The sequence below is a fragment of the Companilactobacillus heilongjiangensis genome, from assembly GCF_000831645.3.
Taxonomy (GTDB): domain Bacteria; phylum Bacillota; class Bacilli; order Lactobacillales; family Lactobacillaceae; genus Companilactobacillus; species Companilactobacillus heilongjiangensis.
Genome location: NZ_CP012559.1, coordinates 793,398 through 811,589, shown reverse-complemented (window position 1 = coordinate 811,589; position 18,192 = coordinate 793,398). Strand labels below are relative to the sequence as shown.

The 18,192-nt window shown below is 37.8% G+C and carries 11 protein-coding genes; 1 reads left to right on the top strand and 10 read right to left on the bottom strand.

Annotation, left to right across the window (positions count from 1 at the left end):
* Window position 1: 1 nt before the first annotated feature.
* The 10 genes from JP39_RS03695 to JP39_RS03650 form a co-directional block, all read right to left on the bottom strand.
* A complete protein-coding gene (locus JP39_RS03695; protein WP_048698925.1) occupies window positions 2-1,702 on the bottom strand; it encodes a sensor histidine kinase in 1,701 nt (566 codons plus the stop codon).
* Window positions 1,703-1,716: 14 nt separating this feature from the next.
* Window positions 1,717-2,319: a DUF624 domain-containing protein gene (locus JP39_RS03690; RefSeq protein WP_041499251.1), complete on the bottom strand. Its 603-nt coding sequence runs from the start codon at window positions 2,317-2,319 to the stop codon at window positions 1,717-1,719.
* 645 nt (window positions 2,320-2,964) lie between these two features.
* Entirely contained in the window at window positions 2,965-4,419 is a 1,455-nt protein-coding gene (locus JP39_RS03685) for an ABC transporter substrate-binding protein (protein ID WP_041499252.1), read from the bottom strand.
* A 33-nt stretch (window positions 4,420-4,452) separates the two neighbouring features.
* On the bottom strand, window positions 4,453-5,376 hold the full coding sequence (locus JP39_RS03680) for a carbohydrate ABC transporter permease (protein WP_041499364.1): 924 nt from the start codon (window positions 5,374-5,376) through the stop codon (window positions 4,453-4,455).
* Window positions 5,377-5,394: 18 nt separating this feature from the next.
* Window positions 5,395-6,369 (bottom strand): ABC transporter permease, encoded by a 975-nt coding sequence (locus JP39_RS03675; protein WP_048698922.1) that lies wholly within the window; start codon window positions 6,367-6,369, stop codon window positions 5,395-5,397.
* Window positions 6,370-6,667: 298 nt separating this feature from the next.
* Entirely contained in the window at window positions 6,668-9,421 is a 2,754-nt protein-coding gene (locus JP39_RS03670) for an endo-beta-N-acetylglucosaminidase (protein WP_041499366.1), read from the bottom strand.
* 407 nt (window positions 9,422-9,828) lie between these two features.
* Complete coding sequence (locus tag JP39_RS03665) at window positions 9,829-10,686, bottom strand: helix-turn-helix domain-containing protein (protein ID WP_041499253.1); 858 nt, start codon at window positions 10,684-10,686, stop codon at window positions 9,829-9,831.
* A 484-nt stretch (window positions 10,687-11,170) separates the two neighbouring features.
* Complete coding sequence (locus JP39_RS03660) at window positions 11,171-12,280, bottom strand: ABC transporter ATP-binding protein (RefSeq protein WP_041499254.1); 1,110 nt, start codon at window positions 12,278-12,280, stop codon at window positions 11,171-11,173.
* A gap of 750 nt (window positions 12,281-13,030) precedes the next feature.
* A complete protein-coding gene (locus tag JP39_RS03655; RefSeq protein ID WP_041499255.1) occupies window positions 13,031-15,721 on the bottom strand; it encodes an alpha-mannosidase in 2,691 nt (896 codons plus the stop codon).
* Between the two features lie 13 nt (window positions 15,722-15,734).
* Window positions 15,735-17,027, bottom strand: a complete 1,293-nt coding sequence (locus tag JP39_RS03650) for a glycoside hydrolase family 125 protein (RefSeq protein WP_041499256.1) — start codon at window positions 17,025-17,027, stop codon at window positions 15,735-15,737.
* A 121-nt stretch (window positions 17,028-17,148) separates the two neighbouring features.
* Here JP39_RS03650 and JP39_RS03645 point away from each other — a divergent pair, with 121 nt between their 5' ends.
* On the top strand, window positions 17,149-18,192 hold the full coding sequence (locus JP39_RS03645) for a GntR family transcriptional regulator (RefSeq protein WP_041499257.1): 1,044 nt from the start codon (window positions 17,149-17,151) through the stop codon (window positions 18,190-18,192).

The window sequence follows — 18,192 nt, the reverse complement described above, 5'->3', positions numbered from 1 at the left end:
TTTACCCCTCCAAAAATATCTGCATCGTTACTGTGACCCCACCAAAGTCGTTGTTCATAACTTTCATTTCAAAATCATTTCCAAATGCTCCAGTCATGCGGGCTTTAACATTCATCAATCCAATCGACATATCACCTTTTACCAAATCATTCCCCTGTGCCGACAATTTTCCGTTGAGTTTCTCCAACTGTTCAGAAGTCATCGGTGTCCCATTGTCGGAAACTGAAATCAGAACGGTATTGGCTTTTCTTCGAGCCTTAATATGAATTGCATTGTCGAAACGTTCTAGATCGATACCATGCTTAAAGTAATTTTCAACCAATGGCTGAACGATAAACTTAGGTACACGCAACTCTTTCAACTCATCCGCCAAATTAAGCTGATAACCTAACTGATCTGGAAAACGCATCTGATAAAGATAAATATACTTTTCCGCAAACTCAAACTCTTTCTCCAATGTGACCGTACTTTCCTGACTAATGTTATTCCTCAATAAACTGGCAAAATTAAACACCACATCAGCTAGTTCCGTCTGACCTTCATTGATTGCGTACATCCGAATGTACTCGAGAGTATTATATAAGAAATGTGGATTTATCTGTGATTGTAAAGCCTTCATATTGGCATCTTTTTGCGCCAATTCCAATTGATATATCTGCAAAACATATTGGTCAATCGCATCCAACATGTCGTTGACTCCGGTAGCCAATGTATTCAGCTCGCCCTCTTCACTAGGAACGGGAATTCTCGTCTTCAAATCGCCCCCAGAAACTTTTTCCATCGCCTTAGTCATCGATTCCAAATGTAACGTGTAGTTATGGAAAACATATTTCAACGTCCACCATAAGAAAAAGTCAACGATAACAGCCAACAATATGAAGAATAAAATAGTCAAAACTATCTTCCGATACACCACATATTTGGGCACCAAAGCCACAATATCATCTTGGTTATCGGCTTTTTGTGTCTTCACAAAATACCTATCCTCCAGCGAATGAATCAGACTTTTACCTTGCTTAGGATTATTAATCAAACTCTTCTTTGCCACCGTTAAAAGTTCAGGGTGATAACTATATCTGATTCTTCCCACACTCGTGACAACAAACAGCTGCATCCCTGAACTGTTATGTGCCTGATTCAGTGAAGTATTCAAAGCATGCGGACCAAAATTTACAATAACTGAGCCGTAAGGTTGATATGTCGAATCATTGATCAGTGATGTGCCATAGTACAATCCTTTTGAAACAGTTTCTTTGGCTGCAACCTTTTTTCCACTGAGATTCTGTGAATTCATACTAATCGACTCAGCCTCTTGATTTAACGACAACGTCACCTTTGTAGCCTTACTATTTCTCAAGAAATCAGATACTTGATTGGGCAAATAATAGAAGTAACTGCTACTGGAATGATCTTGACTGTAATCTAGATAATCTTCCGGATTCATTCGGAAAAAAGCTTCCAAGTTAGCGACTCGATCCTGACTCTGATTGATATTTTTCGTTAAATTATCAACTTGATTCTGCTGCGATTCGACAATTGCCGAACTACGATTGATACCCTCATCCAACGTCTGATCCTTTTCAACATAAATATCAACGATTCTGAAAGCAGACATCAAAACCGCAAATAAGGTAATGGTGATTACCATTACCTTAATGTAAAACGTCATTAACTTTTGAAGATTGTAATGATTATCAATCATATTTATAACCCCAATTAATTCAACTCGTCCACATGCTTAATCCAGTTTTGACCGACAAATTGTGTATAAATTACTATCAGACTGACTGTTGCGAAAAGAATCAATCCGAGGAACTTGTAAGTAATTCCTAAAATAACTATCAAACCAAGCAACTGTTTCAAGTTGTCGAAGAAATTGAAGAAATAATGTGCACAGGCCAACTTGAAACTGTTGATAACATTGATATCGAAACCAGCTTTAATATTCAATGTGTAAGCATAAATGCAGATGATAGCTAATAGCACAATCGCGATGATGAAATCGATTACAATAAATAGCAAACCGGGCACTTGAACTGATAAGAACAAACTATAACTTAGTATAAATGCTACCGCGAAAAATGAGTAGAATAACCTATTCCCAATTGAAAAATTCTGCTTGAACAATTTCCACGCTTTTTTCCAAGTCATTTGACCATAGTCATATCCATTATCAAAGAACAGTTCATTCACAACCATCAAACTTGGTCCAATACCGAGAACCAGTCCTCCGGCAAAGCTTAATGCCCAGAACAATAGATTTAATTTAATGATCGTATACGCTTTAATAAACAATTGTTGAACAGCTTGGGAAACCATATCTCTACCTCTGTTTTCTTTTTTAAATATGCCGCCTCCGGTTGTCAGAAATATAGTCTGCTGTGAGGACCGGTTCGAGCCAAAGTGCGGTCTCGAACCTCGATTTTGAACTTCGAGAAGACCACTCGAATTTCAAAACTCGTCCTGTGGTGTAATTGCTAAAGCAATAACGCCACCTTCACTGCTGACTATATTTATGACAACCTCCGGCTAGGGTTATTTTTGATACTAGCATTACCTTCAAATGTATCAATATATTAGTTAATGTAGACGCTCTTATCTAAAAGATGACACGACACATACGTTAAACATAAATGTTGAATCATACTTAGAAATTAAATTATTAAGATTAATACTTATTCATCGTTACAAATTAGTCGGAAGAGCTGAGAGTATTTTACCCGCTGTGGGTGTGGCGTTAGAGCTTTAGCTCTTACACCACCGGGCGAGTTTGGAGCCTTACCGGTCTTTGGTAAGGCTTCAAACCGAGGTTCGAGACCGCCCTTTGGCTCGGACCGGTCCGCATAGCGGGTAAAAATACTCTCAGCTCTGGAGACGGCAAACCTTTGTAGCAATAAAGAGAGGTTGAGACGTCGTCTCAGCCTCTCTTTATTATTTTTTTATTTGAATTAGGGGAGTTTTAAACTATTTTTGGTCCTTTAGGAATGAATCATATTGTGATTGCATTTCCTTTTGTACCTTGTCATATCCAGCTTTCTTCAATTCTTTGTTCATCTTAGGAATTGTTGTTTCTGGATCTGATGTACCAGTTTGTAGACCGGCTAGATACTTGTTCATAACATTTGAAATATTTGTCAATTCAGTCTTAACGTTCTTTGTCTTGAATTGGAATCCAAGGATTGGAGATGTGATGGCATCTTTTGTATCTTGGATACGTGTTTGAATCATTTCATCAGTTATATTCTTTGTAGGTGTGATCTTGTTGTTATCACCTGTTTGCCATGGTGCTGAATGGTAACCTTCTTTGTAGCCTTTAAGTAGTTCAACACGTTTGTCGTCTTCAACATACTTCCAAGCTTCACCTTTTTCACCGTAAACCAAACCGTTTAGAACTTCTGGGTCACTGTTCATAACGCCAAGAACTTTAACTGCTTTTTCTTTATTGTCAGAGTTGTTACTTACAACATAGTTGTACATTTGTGCTTGAGCTGTTGACTTGATTGCAGGACTAATGGCTCTTGAAACAATTTCTTGTCCAGCTGTTTGTGATAATTGGTGGTCACCGTAATCGAATGGTCCTTGTGTTTCTTGTCTAGCGAACCATGTGTCACCACTCAATGGGCGGTCTGTGTTGTCAGTCGCTGCATCTTTAGCAATGTAGCCCTTCTTGTAGTATTCGTGGAACTTCTTCAATGTTGCTACATAAGCTGGGTCATCATAGGGGTTAATGATCTTCTTACCGTTATCAACCGCATTAACTGCAAATGGATAGTTTTGGTCGATTGCAAAATCAAGGTTAGAACCGATACGTAAATTAGGACCAGTTGAGAATGTTAAAACTTTCTTGTTTTGAGAATGGAATTGATTAAATGCATCTTCCAAATCATCGTATGACTTGATGTTATCAACATTAATGTTGTACTTGTCTAAGTATTTTTTATTAAATGAGATAACTTGTGTTGAATAAACATTGGAGTTGATTGGCATTGCATAAAGCTTACCGTCAATCTTGTTACCTTTGATATAAGCTGGATCTAAGCCTTCATAAGCTGATTTAGCGTACTTAGGTAGCATTGATGTTAAATCAGTATATGCACCTTTTTGAGCATTAACCGCATAGTTATCAGCTTTGGCAATATCATACTTTTCACCAGATGAAACGATAACTGACATCTTTTGCTTGTAATCACCCCAGCCGATATATTGAATCTTCAACTTAGCTCCGGCCTTTTTCTCAAGAACCTTATTCGTGTTGGCAATCAACTTATCGTAATTCTTTGGTTTATCACCAATTTGATACATTAACAATGTTGGTGTGCCATTGTCACTGGCTGATTTCTTTGATCCACAAGCTGTTAATCCTACAGCTGTGACAGCTAAAAGTGACAATCCTACGACACGTTTAACCCATTTTTTCATTTTGTATCCCCCGATACTGAATTTTTATAAAAGTTATTCCTTAACACCACCGATGGTTAGACCACGGACAAAGTATTTCTGGAAGAATGGATAGCTGACTGCGATTGGTAATGTGGCAATAACAACCATGGCCATTCTTGTTGCTTCCTTCGGAATTGCTAGTAAACTGCCACCAAATTGTGAACCCATACCAGAACTTGCCGAAAGCATTTCGATATTTGCTTGAATCTTCATCAATAAGTATTGCAATGGAATCAAGTTGTCGCTTTGGATATATAGCAAGGCGTTGAACCAATCATTCCAGTATCCTAAGGCAGCGAACAAACTGATTGTTGCGATACCAGGTACTGCTAGTGGAATAACGATTTGCGTAAAGATTCTTAATTCACTCGCACCATCGATACGGGCTGATTCGATAATTGATTCAGAAACTTGTCGTTTAAAGAATGTCCGCATAACTATGATATTGAATGGACTGACGGCCATTGGCAATATCAAAGCCCAAAGTGTATCTTTCAAGTGCAAGAAGTTAGTTACAACGATATAGTTAGCAACCATACCAGGTGAGAACAACATCGTGATCAAACAGAAAACCGTGAAGAAACGACGATATTTAAAAGTGTTTCTTGAAATTGCATAGGCATAAGTTGATGTGAATGTTGAGTTGATCAATGTACCAACAACTGTAACTAAGATGGATACCCAGAGTGATCTAAGTAACTCTACACCCATAGTTGCAAGATATCTGTAACCTGCAAAACTCCAAACTTTCGGCCAGAGTCTGTAACCATATGTTGCCAAAGCATTTTCGTCTGTCAATGAAATTACCACAACGAAGAACAATGGAATCAAACATGAGATAGCGAATATCGCAACAATTATATTGAAGAATAAATCAGCACCTTTACTAAAGGAGTGAACTGAAACGCTATCAATTTTCTTTTTCTTCTTATTAATCAATTTCAATTCTCCTTCCTAGAATAGTGCTGAATCGCCATCAAGTTTTCTAACAAGTGCGTTGGTTGAAACTAAGAGGACACATCCAACAACTGACTGATAAAGACTGGCTGCACTGGACATACCAATGTCACCGGTAGATGTTAATCCGTTAAAGATATATGTATCAAGAACTGAGGTTACGTTATATAGAGCTCCTGAGTTCTGTGGGACTTGATAGAACAAACCGAAGTCGGCACGGAAGATATTACCAACAGCCAAGATTGTCATCAAGGTCATCAATGGAACTAGTTGTGGAATCGTAATGTTCTTAATTTGTTGCCACTTGCTTGCACCATCAACGGTAGCGGCTTCATAGTATGTTGGATCGATACCCATAACAGTCGCAAAGTACAAAATACTGTTATACCCGATACCTTTCCACGTCCCAATGAATAGCAAGATAAATGGCCAATACTTAGGTTCCGCATACCAGTTAATGTCGGTGTGCATCATCATGTTTAGCAAACCTTTATCTGGGTTTAAGAATGCCATTACAAAGTATCCGATGATAACCCATGATAAGAAGTAAGGCAAAAGCATTGATGTTTGGTAAACTTTAACCAATCTCTTATGTCTTAATTCACTCATAACGATGGCGAAGAATACTGAGATAACCAAGTTTAAGGAAATAAATCCTAAGTTATACAAAATCGTATTCTTAGTGATCAACCAGGCAGCATCTGAAGTAAATAGGAATTTGAAGTTTTCAAAGCCCACCCACTTACTCTGCATTAAACTGGCTAAAAATCCATCTGGTGAAAAATGGAACTCCTTGAATGCTACTACGTTAGCAAAAACAGGAATATAAAAGAAGAAGATCATCCAAATGGCACCCGGTAAAGCAAACAGTAGAAATGGTCCATTATGGAATACATTGTAGAAGAAACCTTCCTTCTTGCGTTTAGCTGGTGCAGTTGGTTTTGGTCCTTCTGGATTTACGTCATTCTCCATTCTCTTTTTCCTCCTCCCCTCTTAATTAACTTACAAGCAGAATTATAGCGCTTACATAATGGTCAAAATAAGTTACAAATTCTATATTTGTTATACAAATTCTAGGAAAAGTATAAAAAGACTTTTGAAATGATATATCAATTTTTCCGCCTCCGGCTCTTGTACTTTTTAATTTGCTAGAGGATTATTACCAATAATTTTGAACACCAAAAACGCCCAGACCTACACATCGTAAAAATGTAGGTTTGGACGTTTCTTTTGAATAAAATATATTAAAAATTAAATGGAACTAGAAATCCTAAACTCCGGTTTGATCAACACCCATAATTTTGAATCCATAAATTCTGGCTGTATTGCCTGATTGCTCTGCTTTATGAATAAACAGTTTCACATAACGAGCTTCTGTTTTTGAAATAGCATCTTTACTAATATCTAAAGTATTATTCCTGTGTTCAACAACAGTCGTCCAATTTTGCTTGTCATTACTTACCAAAATATCGTAATCTTTCGTATTCCAAGCACTATCTTCGCCACCTGTTGCTGCATTGTAAAGTTCGAAACCTGTAATCGTCTTTGTATTGCCTAGATCTACTATCATGAACGGATTTTCATGCGAATTATCACACCACTTAGTTGTTAAATCACCATCTATTGCGTGTGAAAAATCTTCATTCTCATTGGTGAACCCTGAACCTTCAGTTGCACTGACACCATCCAATTTCGTCAAATCTTGAACACTATATCCTGCTGATTCGTCATACACTGTGATGTAATCAGCTTTTCTGACTTCCGTTGTTCCAGCCGCATTCGTTACTTTACAATTGACTGAATATTGACCAGCTTTAGCAAACTTAACGGTAATGCCTTTTTCAGTTTGAGAAACCACTTCAGCACCTGGTATTTCCCATTCGACACTTTGCGTTGATGGTGATACTTTGGCTGCCAAAGTGACTTCTTCACCTGCTTTCACAAAGGTTGAAGTGGAACTAAATATTGCCTCGGGTTTTTCTAGGACGTTAAATGTATAGCTTGTTGTGGCTGATTTATGAGAATATTCATTATTGAATATATCTTTTGGTGTAACGATATATTCAATGACGCCTTCTGAACGTTTTTCATTCGTGATTGTGAAAGCATTATTTGAGGTCGTTCCGGCTAATGTGGTGTGACCATTAGATTTTCGTTGATAAATATTGTAACCGGCAGTGTCATCATTGGCTTTATCCCACTGCAAACGAACGTTTTCTGTCATATCGTCTGTAACTGTCTTACCTTGAACTTTCAAACCGGTTACATTATTTATTCTTTGGAACTGACCATTGCTAAATGTCATTGAACCGATATTGATTTGGTTTTCACCAGTTGATCCATAAACATTTAAACCAATCGACTTAATTGTTTTGCCGGCCAATTTGGACAAACTAAATCCGTATTCGTGCCAACCATTGATATTATCGTATTTATTAGCATCCAACGTGACCTTTTTATCATTTTCATCGGTCAAAACTAATTCCAGATTCTTTTCGCCTTTAACAACAATCTTGGCTGATTCACTACCAGTTGCCTTTACATCAGACGCGTAAAGTTTGATATAACTGGCCGCATTGTTCTTCATATCGCCAGATAATTCAACAGATGATCCGCCATTGAAAACATTCTTATAACTGAATTTTGCGGAAAGCTTATTACCTTTAGCATTATCAAGAATCCAACGATATGTCGGTAAAATATCTTGAATACTCCGGTTGTTATACGCTCCAGAAGTCATTAACTGACCATTCTTGTAATAGTTATCACCATTACCAACGTTGAAATTCGTGACAAATGGGAATTGGGTTACAGGTGTTTTCTCAACTACATATTTAGAAATACCTTGCCAATTTTGCGATGTATCCACTTTTCTCGGATCGTTATTGGCATTAGTCCACATCTTTTGCTCATTTTCCCAATACTTGTCGACGTCGTAATTAGCACCATCGCGCAAAGTCCAATCAGGACAATATAAACCAATCGAAGTCTTTAATTTACCACTTTCATCCAGTAACATTTCAGGATTGCGAGAACTATTGATTCCGTTCGCTTGCAGGTCAATACCGGCAAAAAGATCGTATGGATTTCGACCTAATTTAAAAGCTTCTTTATTAGATGAACTCAATTTGTCTTTAGTCCAACGGAAATCAATAAACATTTTATCAGCGATACTTTTATCACCTTGTTGGAAGAATGAACTATTTTCATCATTCAACGCACCCTGCCATGTCACATCCCCAGAAGGCAACATTGCATCATACCAAATAATTTGCTGACTAGATTTCTTATGTTCATTTAGATAAACCATCATATCACGTAAATCATGGGCTGTTTGTTCATCGACATCAGTTTCTTCATTGATAAACCAGCCGTCAAAGCCATAGTAATCAGCCATTTCAAGCAATTTATCAGCGACAATGAATTTTCCATTTTTATCTTTTTGAACAAATTGCTTAACCCATTCGGTCTTACCGCCATAAACAGAAGGTGGGAAAAAGACCGTCCCGACCACTGGTACACCATTTCTGTGCGCGGCATCGGTTAAATCACCACTTGGCGGTACGATAATCCCCTCACCGGACGAACCTGCCCAAGCAACCAAAGTATCCACGTATTGCCAGTTAGTGAAGTTATAAACCGCCTTGTTACTGTCACCTTGCGATGGCGTTCCAGCAGTATGACGGTTAGTGATTGCAATTGACAAAACTTTTGCATCTGGATTTTGGTAATCATTAACTTTTTGACCTTGTGCACGTTTAGCCAATTTCACATTGGAAACATTATAACTTGCATCCGGATCCGTTTGCGGACTCCATTTCAATAATCCCTCAGGAAATAAAGCTGTGGCTTCCGGATTCTTTTCAAAATCGTTAGTACCTAAATCATTAATACCTTGTGACTTAAAAGCTGTTTCAGTTCCTATAGCAGCTTGTGCAACTTGGTAATCCAAGTGACTCGAACAAAGCAATGTCACTGACGCCATACCAACTGCAGCAGCTAATATAAATCCCTTTTTAGACATAAACCAGACCCCTCTACGTTTTTATGTAAGTGTTTTCAAGAGAAAGCTTAGCAAGTTATTTTTAGAAATTCCTCTATTTTCTAACTGAAATATTTGGACACTTTAAACTAGATTTACTAGCTTAAGGATAAATTAAAGGGTCCATCTCCAGAGCTGAGAGTATTCACCTGCTATGCGGACCGGCACGAGCCACAGTGCGGTCTCGAGCCTCGGTTTGAAGCCTTGACACAATTCGTCAAGTCTCCAAACACGCCCGGTGGTGTAATGGCTAAAGCCATAACGCCACACCCACAGCTGGTGAATACTCTCAGCTCTTCCGACTCTTTTCTTTTATAATTGGACTAAAAAAACCGCAACCTTATTTCGTTGCAGTCTTCTTTATATGGGATTCAATATACAAGATTCAATTACTTCAATAGCAAGAAACATAGAATCAAATCGTCTCGGTCTTTTAAATCAAATCCTGTTTGTTCATAAAATTTTTCAATTCGATATAGCAATGTATTTCTGTGTAAGAACAACATTTTTGATGTCTTTGCTAGATTAGAGTCGCAGCGATATAACGCATCGATCATTTGGGTTGTTTTATGATCAATTTCAATCTTATCGCGTAAACTCTTAAACAAATCGGTATTCTTCAAATTTTGCTCAACTAGAAAATCTAAGATTACGGTCGAAAGATTATTAACTCGGTCTCTCATTTCTATTGATTTTTTAAACAAGCGTCTTTCGCTCTCAAAAATGTTAGGTAGCTTCTCATCGACTGGCCAAAACTGCCCAATGTAAAGGTTACTCTTGGTATAAAAATCTGAATCGAGTAATTGAACCATCTGTTGGATGCTCTCTTTATCCATGCAACTAGTCGTTTCTGTTTCAATTAATACTCCTGAATTATTACTGATTAAAAAGCAATCGACCACATCATCAAAGGTATCTTTGAATACTCTCAACCATTCAATGGCATTTTGCTTAGTTTCATTCTTTTGGATTTCAAATTGAATGATTCTAACATTTTTATTTATTGTGGGAATGTCGTCAGCTTTACCTGTCAAAAAATGCCACCAATTATTCTGAACAGCTTTGGAGGAATCCTCTTGGCTCATCAGCGACAACAAAAACTTTTCTGGTTCGGTTAGATTACGCTTATCAACGTTGATCCATTGACCGGCAATCAGACAATTAAAACTAGTTGCATTCGAAACTGGCTCAGTCGTCAACTTTGCACTTGGATAAAGTTTTAAAAATCTTGCTACACTTCCCACCATAATATTTGCCACCATTCACGTTCTATATATTTTGAAAAACTATCGTAATAATATTTTCTTAACGGATATAATTGTAACGCTTACATAAATGACAAATTAAGTAACAAATTCTAGTTTTATTGTCTAAATTCGAGATTGTACTTCAAAAACACCAATCAAATTATCTGGTTGGTGCTTTTTTTAATTATGCCGTCTCCAGAGCTGGGAAATATTCTCAAGCTGTGCGGAACGGCCCGAGCCAAAGTACGGTCTCGGGCCTCGGTTTGGAGACTTACCACAGACCGGTAAGTCTCCAAACTCGCCCGGTGATATAGGTACGGGAGATTTCTCCCGTGCTTATATCACTACCACGGCACACAAATATTTCCCAGCTCTTCCGACTAGTTGATCAGTAATAATTGAATATAAAATTATTCAAATATATTTATATTCAAGAAATTTTTAAACGGCGAATTTTAAACTATGAAATATTGATATTAAACTATTATCTAATGGCTTCTTCTGTCTTATCATCAAAGAAATGTGCTTTATTCAAATCAAAAGTTAAGTCTACTGTATCGCCTGGTTTGTGATAATCACGTGCATCAACGATTGCAACGAATTCTGTACCGTCAATCTTTGAGTAAAGCATTGAAGTTGCACCCAATAATTCAGATACGACGACTTCACATTTAACAGATGATTCAGGCCATGTCTCTTCAAAAGCACCTTCAGCGTGAATATCTTCTGGACGAAGGCCTAAAGTAACGCGTTTGCCATTGTAGCCTTTTTCATTAAGAACTTTGGCACGTCCTTCAGGAACCTTCAATGATAATCCTTGTCCATCTTTAATGATGCCATCTTTATATTCAACTTCGAAGAAATTCATTGCTGGTGATCCAATAAATCCGGCAACAAATTTGTTCTTAGGTGTTGCATAAACTTCATGTGGTGTTCCGATCTGTTGAACCTCACCCATTGACATAACAACGATTCTGTCGGCCATGGTCATAGCTTCGGTTTGATCGTGGGTAACGTAAATTGTAGTTGTGTTGAGTCTTTGGTGTAGTCGAGCAATTTCAGCACGCATGTTAACACGTAATTTGGCATCCAAGTTAGATAATGGTTCATCCATTAGGAAAATTGGTGCATCACGAACGATTGCTCTACCTAAAGCAACACGTTGTCTTTGACCACCAGATAAAGCAGCAGGTTTTCTATCAAGATACTCTTCCAATCCCAATACTTCAGCGGCGTATTTAACTTTTTCTTCAATCTTTTCTTTTTCGTATTTACGCAACTTCAAACCAAAAGCCATGTTGTTAAATACAGTCATATGTGGATACAAAGCATAATTTTGGAAAACCATGGCAATATCACGGTCTTTAGGAGCTGTATCATTTTCATACTTACCATCGATGATCAATTCACCTTTAGAAATATCTTCCAAACCGGCAATCATACGAAGAGTTGTTGACTTACCACAACCTGATGGCCCAACGAAGACGATGAATTCCTTGTCTTTGATATGTAAATCGAAATCTGAAACAGCATAAGCATCTTCTTCAGAGTTAGCGTATTTCTTATAAATGTGATTTAAATCAATTTCTACCATAATTAGAACCTCTCACGATTATTTATTTATATTATGTCTGTCTTTAATTGATATACCCATTTTATTTGAAAAACGCTTACATTAAAAATACAAAACAACTAAAATCTTTTGGTATTTTTGTACACTATTGCTAAAAGTGCCGTCTCCGGAGCAGGGAGGTAGGATTTCGCCTGCTATGCGGACCGGTCCGAGCCAAAGTGCGGTCTCGAACCTCGGTTTGAAGTCTTACCAAAGACCGGTAAGTCTCCAAACTCGCCCGGTGGTGTAACGGCTAAAGCCGTAACGCCACACCCACAGCGGGTGAATCCTACCTCTCTGCTCCTCCGACTAATTTAACTATTCACTCCGATCATCTTCTACAAATTTAAAAATAGACTATAAGCCATACCATCGCGGCATTTTTTATAGTCTACTTCAATTAATTATATTTATGCATGGTGCTAGTTGATAACCTACTTTTAATATTTCACGGCCTAAAATTGTTTGAATATAAATACATTCAAATATTTTACATTCAACAAATAACGATTAATTAGTCGGAAGAACTGGGAAATATTTGTGTGCCGTGGTAGTGGTATAAGTACGGGAGATTTCTCCCGTATTTATACCACCGGACGTGTTTGGAGACTTGACGAACTGTGTCAAGGCTTCAAACCGAGGTTCGAGACCGCCCTTTGGCTCGGGCCGTTCCGCACAGCTTGAGAATATTTCCCAGCTCTGGAGACGGCATATTTAACTGGCAGCCGAAACCTAAAATCTATAACTTCTGATTTCTGCTGGACGCAAAACTTTCACATCCCTATCAGCAATTTCTTCTTCTAAGAAGTTTACTGTTTCTGCTTTTGTCAAAATATTTGATTCAACAGTAGCTTCCTTATTAGTCAAATTGTAGCCCCGTAGCACATTCTTTTGGCCGTCTTCTGCTTGTTTCAAACTTGTCACAGCAAGGTTATCTGCCTTCAAAGTAATAAATGCATCGACTGGTTTTCTTTTTCCTGAATGAACTCCTGTTTGAACTGCTTGAATCTCGACTTGGTTACTTCTCGCCTTTTGATATGAATCAATGCGGCTTTCATCTGATCCATCGTGGAATGAAAGGCTATATTTACCTGAATATTCACCTAAGCACTGTGCTTCTGGTGTTTCAAAGTAACCCCAATCGCCCATTTCTCCGGTACAACGTAAAAGTGTGATTGCAATCGTATTGTCTTCGGGGAGAATTTCGTATTCATTCAAACCAAAGTTTCCGACTGTTACTCCATTTTTGTCATCATGGATATTAACAAATGCCTGTTCATGTTGTGGGTTGGTTGGATTTTGCCATGTTTCATTAACTTTGTTTGAACGTTCAACTACTTCATAAATTGACTCTGCTGTGTGCTTGTCCGCTTTCAAATCTGTCTTAAATAAAACACGCACACGGTGGTCTTTTACTTTATTATTGAATGATGTTTCAAAGTTTAATTGGTCAGAATCTTTTGACATTGTAATTGTCGTTGTAAAGGTAACTGGCACGGTTTTCTCAGAACGGTTAGCAACGCGATTGGTTATATCAATCACTGCTTGTTGCTCATAAGCTAGTCGTTCGTCGGCTGAAACTGGTAAATCCATTGTCTGAATCAATGCAATTTCAGCACCCAAGGTATCATTGCTGATGACTTTGACAACTGCTGGGCTATCTGATGAAAGAATAGTCTTCTGGTCAGCTGATTGACGATAAATATACTCGTTACCAATATCACCAGTATCTTCAAGAATCAATTGATCATTGTATTCATGATTAGTTTTCTTGTCTAGAATATCCAAACTGCCGTCATGCTTAACTGTTACTTTAAGATAATCGTTTTCCAAAACATTATTTGTTTCGTCAAATATAGTTGGTTCTTCACTTGGCAATTGTTCTGAATCAGCCTTGATCAAAGCCAATGTTTCCCATGCAAACGCTGGCATCGTCATATTGACTTGCACAGTCACATAGAGTGCCATGTAAGGAATTCTGAATTTTGTCTTTGGTAAATCATAACCAAATCTAACTTCAGTTCCAATCAAATTAAATGGAACACGTTCACCTTTAGAATTGACGACTTCTAGGGCTGGTAAAGCCTGTTCTACTGCCTTCATTTTTTCAAATTGAGCATCAGGGCGACCGTCTGCAAATAATGCTCGGTCCCATTCAATTTCAACTGTCTTCAATTCGGACTTTTTATAACCATTCGTATTGATTAAAACAAATGGCTTGCTGTCGTCTGGAAAAATAGTTGTATCAATTTGGGAAGAAATTGTATCCAATGCTTCCTTGGCAACAAACTGACCAACTTCTTGTGACTTTTCAAATCTTGTCATCATTTCACGGTGAACTTCATCAACTGAACAGCCACAAATACTATCGTGAGGGTTGTTTTGTAATAAAGTTTTCCAAGCGTAACGTAATTGGTCATGTGGATAATCAGCTTTTTCTTGATCATAAGCCATGGTTGCCAACGGTTCCGCAATATTTTCCAATTGACGTTCAACTTTCGTATTGGCTTGTTTCAAATAAACTCGTGAAGAAGCTGTGTTTGCCAATGTATACCAACCGTCAGTTTCTTGACTTGTCAATTCACCATCAACGGAGCCAAGGTCTTCAGGAATACTTTCAGCCACAGCAGCTAAGTAATCGTCGAAATTAGAGTGAATAAATTCATAATCAGGATACAATTCTTGAGCAACTTTTAGTGCTTCAATAACATCTTGTTGGACTGGCTCGTGGTCAACACCATTCATCATTAAAAGATTGTCAGTTGAAGCATATTTTTCAGCATCTGCCAATTTTTCAGCCCAATATTTTTTAGCAGCATCTTTATCCACCGGAATCTCGTTACCGTTGCTATACCAATTAGCAAAGAGAATACTCAAGACTTTTGAATCATCCGGACCCTTCCACCACATTTCTGAGTATTGAGAAGTATATTTTTCATTATCAAAGACTTGGTTATTCAAGCCAGTTGGTTTAACTCCACGCCCAAAAGCAGCGTACTTCAAGTCGGCCAACTTCAACATCTGAGCAGTTTGGCCCATATTTCCAAAAGTATCTGGGAAGTAGCCCAAATCGACTGGTTTGCCCCACTTCTTAGAATCTTGATTACCAATCAACATATCGCGTGCATTGGCTTCACCACTGATCAGAAAGTCATCTTGCAAGATATAAAATGGTCCGACACGTAACTTACCCTGCTCAACCAAAGCTCTAACTTCAGCTTCTCTTTCTGGTCGAACTTGTAAATAATCATCCAAAATAATTGTTTGTCCATCTAAGTGGAAACTGTTGAATTCAGGGTCTCTTTTAAATAAATCCAACAAATCGTCCATCAATTGAACTAGACGCATATGATGATGTTCATATCCCATATACCATTCACGATCCCAGTGACTGTGTGAAATAACGAATACTTTCTTTTTCATGTTTTTTCTACCTTTATTCCTTAATTTTGTAGTCGAAATAGTTTAAGAATAGTTCGCAATACATCATATTGGCCCAAGAGAACCATTCACGCGTATATTCTTTTGGATTATCAACGTTGAATCCTTCGTGCATCATGTTGGTTCCAGCAGTTGTTTGAACCATATTTTCCAACAAACGAGCTTTTTCTGCTTGGTCATTGGATGTTAAACCTTGAATTGCTAAAGCAATATGCCAAATATAATTCTTAGGTGTGTGCGGACTGCCCAACCCTTTGCCATATTTTCCAGCATAATAATAAGGATTTTCTGGACTTAAAATAGTTTTTCTGGTATTTACATAAGTGGAATCGTCCAAGTCTACATAATGTAAATATGGAGCACTCAATAGATTAGGGACATTTCCATCATCCATAATTAAAAAGTTTCCTAAGCCATCTGTTTCATAGGCATAAATTCTTTCGCCCGCCGCATTAGTAGTCGTACCGTATTCTTCAATTCCTGAACGAATTTCTGACTGTAGTTTTTTAGCGCGGTCGACAATTTTGGCATCATCCAACACACTGCTGAAAATTTCTTGCACATAGTCCAAAACCAAAACGGCAAACATATTGGCTGGAACTAAATATCCGTAAACACAAGCATCATCGCTCGGACGAAAGGCTGACCAAATCATCCCTGTTTCCTTAACTGGTGAACCTAAACCATTGTGAGTCAGCGTATCTTCGGGACGGTCATCATCTCTTTCAAAGCGGTACTCTGACTTAGTCATATGATGCTGTTCAATTTCAAAGACGTTTAGCATTTTTTTGATACCACTGACAAAATCAGCGTCGAAATGATCGATTCGACCAGTATTTTTGAATAATAAATATGCCAATTGAACTGGAAAACAGAGTGAATCAATTTCAAATTTACGTTCCCAAATCCAAGGTGTCATCTCAGTGTGATCCTTTTGGTGACCAGCATTGTTGGGTTCACTGTTGAATGCATTAGCATACGGATCATGATTCATATTGAAGAATTGACGTTTAACGACGCCACGAATAAAATCAGATACTTCCGGAATTTGTTGCGCCATTACTAAATATGGTCGAACTTGGCAAGTCGAATCGCGTTGCCACATTGCTGGAATATCGCCTGTCAAAATGAATTTATCATCATCCGCAATCTTTTTAACCGTTGTTTCAAGTGTATTGGCATAGGTAACATTGAAGACCTTGGCCCAGTCAGCATGCTCTGCACCGGCCTTTTCAGTGACTTGTGACATGAATTGTTTAATATCTGGTGAAATTATTTGTTTTGTCAATTTCAAATCCTCCAATTGATATATCATTTGCCCAATTAGTATAATGCATGCGTTTACAAAAAACTAGTTCTTTTTCCAAAATTATGTGCTATATTATAAGCAATAGAAAGGATTTGGACATATGGAACCGAAATATAAGCTGATATATCAAAGTTTAAAAGACGACATAATTAATAAAAAATATTCAATTGGAGATAAACTCCCAAGTGAAATTCAACTAGCTGCTGACTATAAAGTTAGTCGAATCACATCTAAGCGTGCTTTAACCGAATTGGAAAACGATGGTTTGGTCACACGCCAAGCCGGAGTTGGGACAATTGTTCAAAAAGACGCATTAGAAACAATACAAAAAAAAGAGATTATTTTCGTAATCCCTTTTGCTAACAATAATGAATTTGGTGATTATACCAATGGCTTGTTGCAAGTCCTAGGTGATAAATATCAATTAACTACTATCACAAATGAAGTCTTTCGAAAATTACCGATGGATCGGGTAAAATCTGCCGAAGGGGTCATTTATTACATCGAAACACTCGATAAAGAGATTGAAACTATCACCAATTTATATCTCCACAACGTGCCAATTGTCATTTTGGATAAGTTCTTCGAAGACCTACCCATTCCCGCCGTAACTTCGGATAACTTTAATGGTGGCTTCTTGGCCACTAAAGAATTGTTGAAAAATAAACATCGAAACATTTCATACCTAATGGTCACGCCCAAGTTGAGCGAGGCATCTGTCAGGTCACGTTTCTTCGGCTACCTTTCAGCATTAAACGAAAAACAGACTGTTCCTTCAGTTTTGAAAATTAATCTTGAACAGGATGACGACTTAACCGACTTGGTCCAGCAGATTAAAACCAACAATATCACTGCATTAGTCATCGAAAATGACGTTGTGGCTATTAAAATCATGAACGAATTACGTGATTTCGATATTAAAATACCGCAAGACCTTTCCATAGTTGGTTTCGATAATATTCAAGCATCAAAACTGAGCTATCCTGCGCTAACCACAATTGACCAAAACTTCGTTTCGTTAGGTCAACATTCGGCTAAGATTTTACTAAAAATCATCAACGACCCCGCCTACATTGCTCCAGAACGAACAGTTATCCCCGTCACTTTAATCAAACGTCAATCAATTCAAAAGCTAGGAGACTAA

Excerpts from the sequence above, each read along its gene's own strand:
- JP39_RS03695 (WP_048698925.1), bottom strand. The coding sequence starts at position 1,702 with ATGATTGATAATCATTACAATCTTCAAAAGTTAATGACGTTTTACATT.
- JP39_RS03690 (WP_041499251.1), bottom strand. The coding sequence starts at position 2,319 with ATGGTTTCCCAAGCTGTTCAACAATTGTTTATTAAAGCGTATACGATC.
- JP39_RS03685 (WP_041499252.1), bottom strand. The coding sequence starts at position 4,419 with ATGAAAAAATGGGTTAAACGTGTCGTAGGATTGTCACTTTTAGCTGTC.
- JP39_RS03675 (WP_048698922.1), bottom strand. The coding sequence starts at position 6,369 with ATGGAGAATGACGTAAATCCAGAAGGACCAAAACCAACTGCACCAGCT.
- JP39_RS03670 (WP_041499366.1), bottom strand. The coding sequence starts at position 9,421 with ATGTCTAAAAAGGGATTTATATTAGCTGCTGCAGTTGGTATGGCGTCA.
- JP39_RS03665 (WP_041499253.1), bottom strand. The coding sequence starts at position 10,686 with ATGGTGGGAAGTGTAGCAAGATTTTTAAAACTTTATCCAAGTGCAAAG.
- JP39_RS03660 (WP_041499254.1), bottom strand. The coding sequence starts at position 12,280 with ATGGTAGAAATTGATTTAAATCACATTTATAAGAAATACGCTAACTCT.
- JP39_RS03655 (WP_041499255.1), bottom strand. The coding sequence starts at position 15,721 with ATGAAAAAGAAAGTATTCGTTATTTCACACAGTCACTGGGATCGTGAA.
- JP39_RS03645 (WP_041499257.1), top strand. The coding sequence starts at position 17,149 with ATGGAACCGAAATATAAGCTGATATATCAAAGTTTAAAAGACGACATA.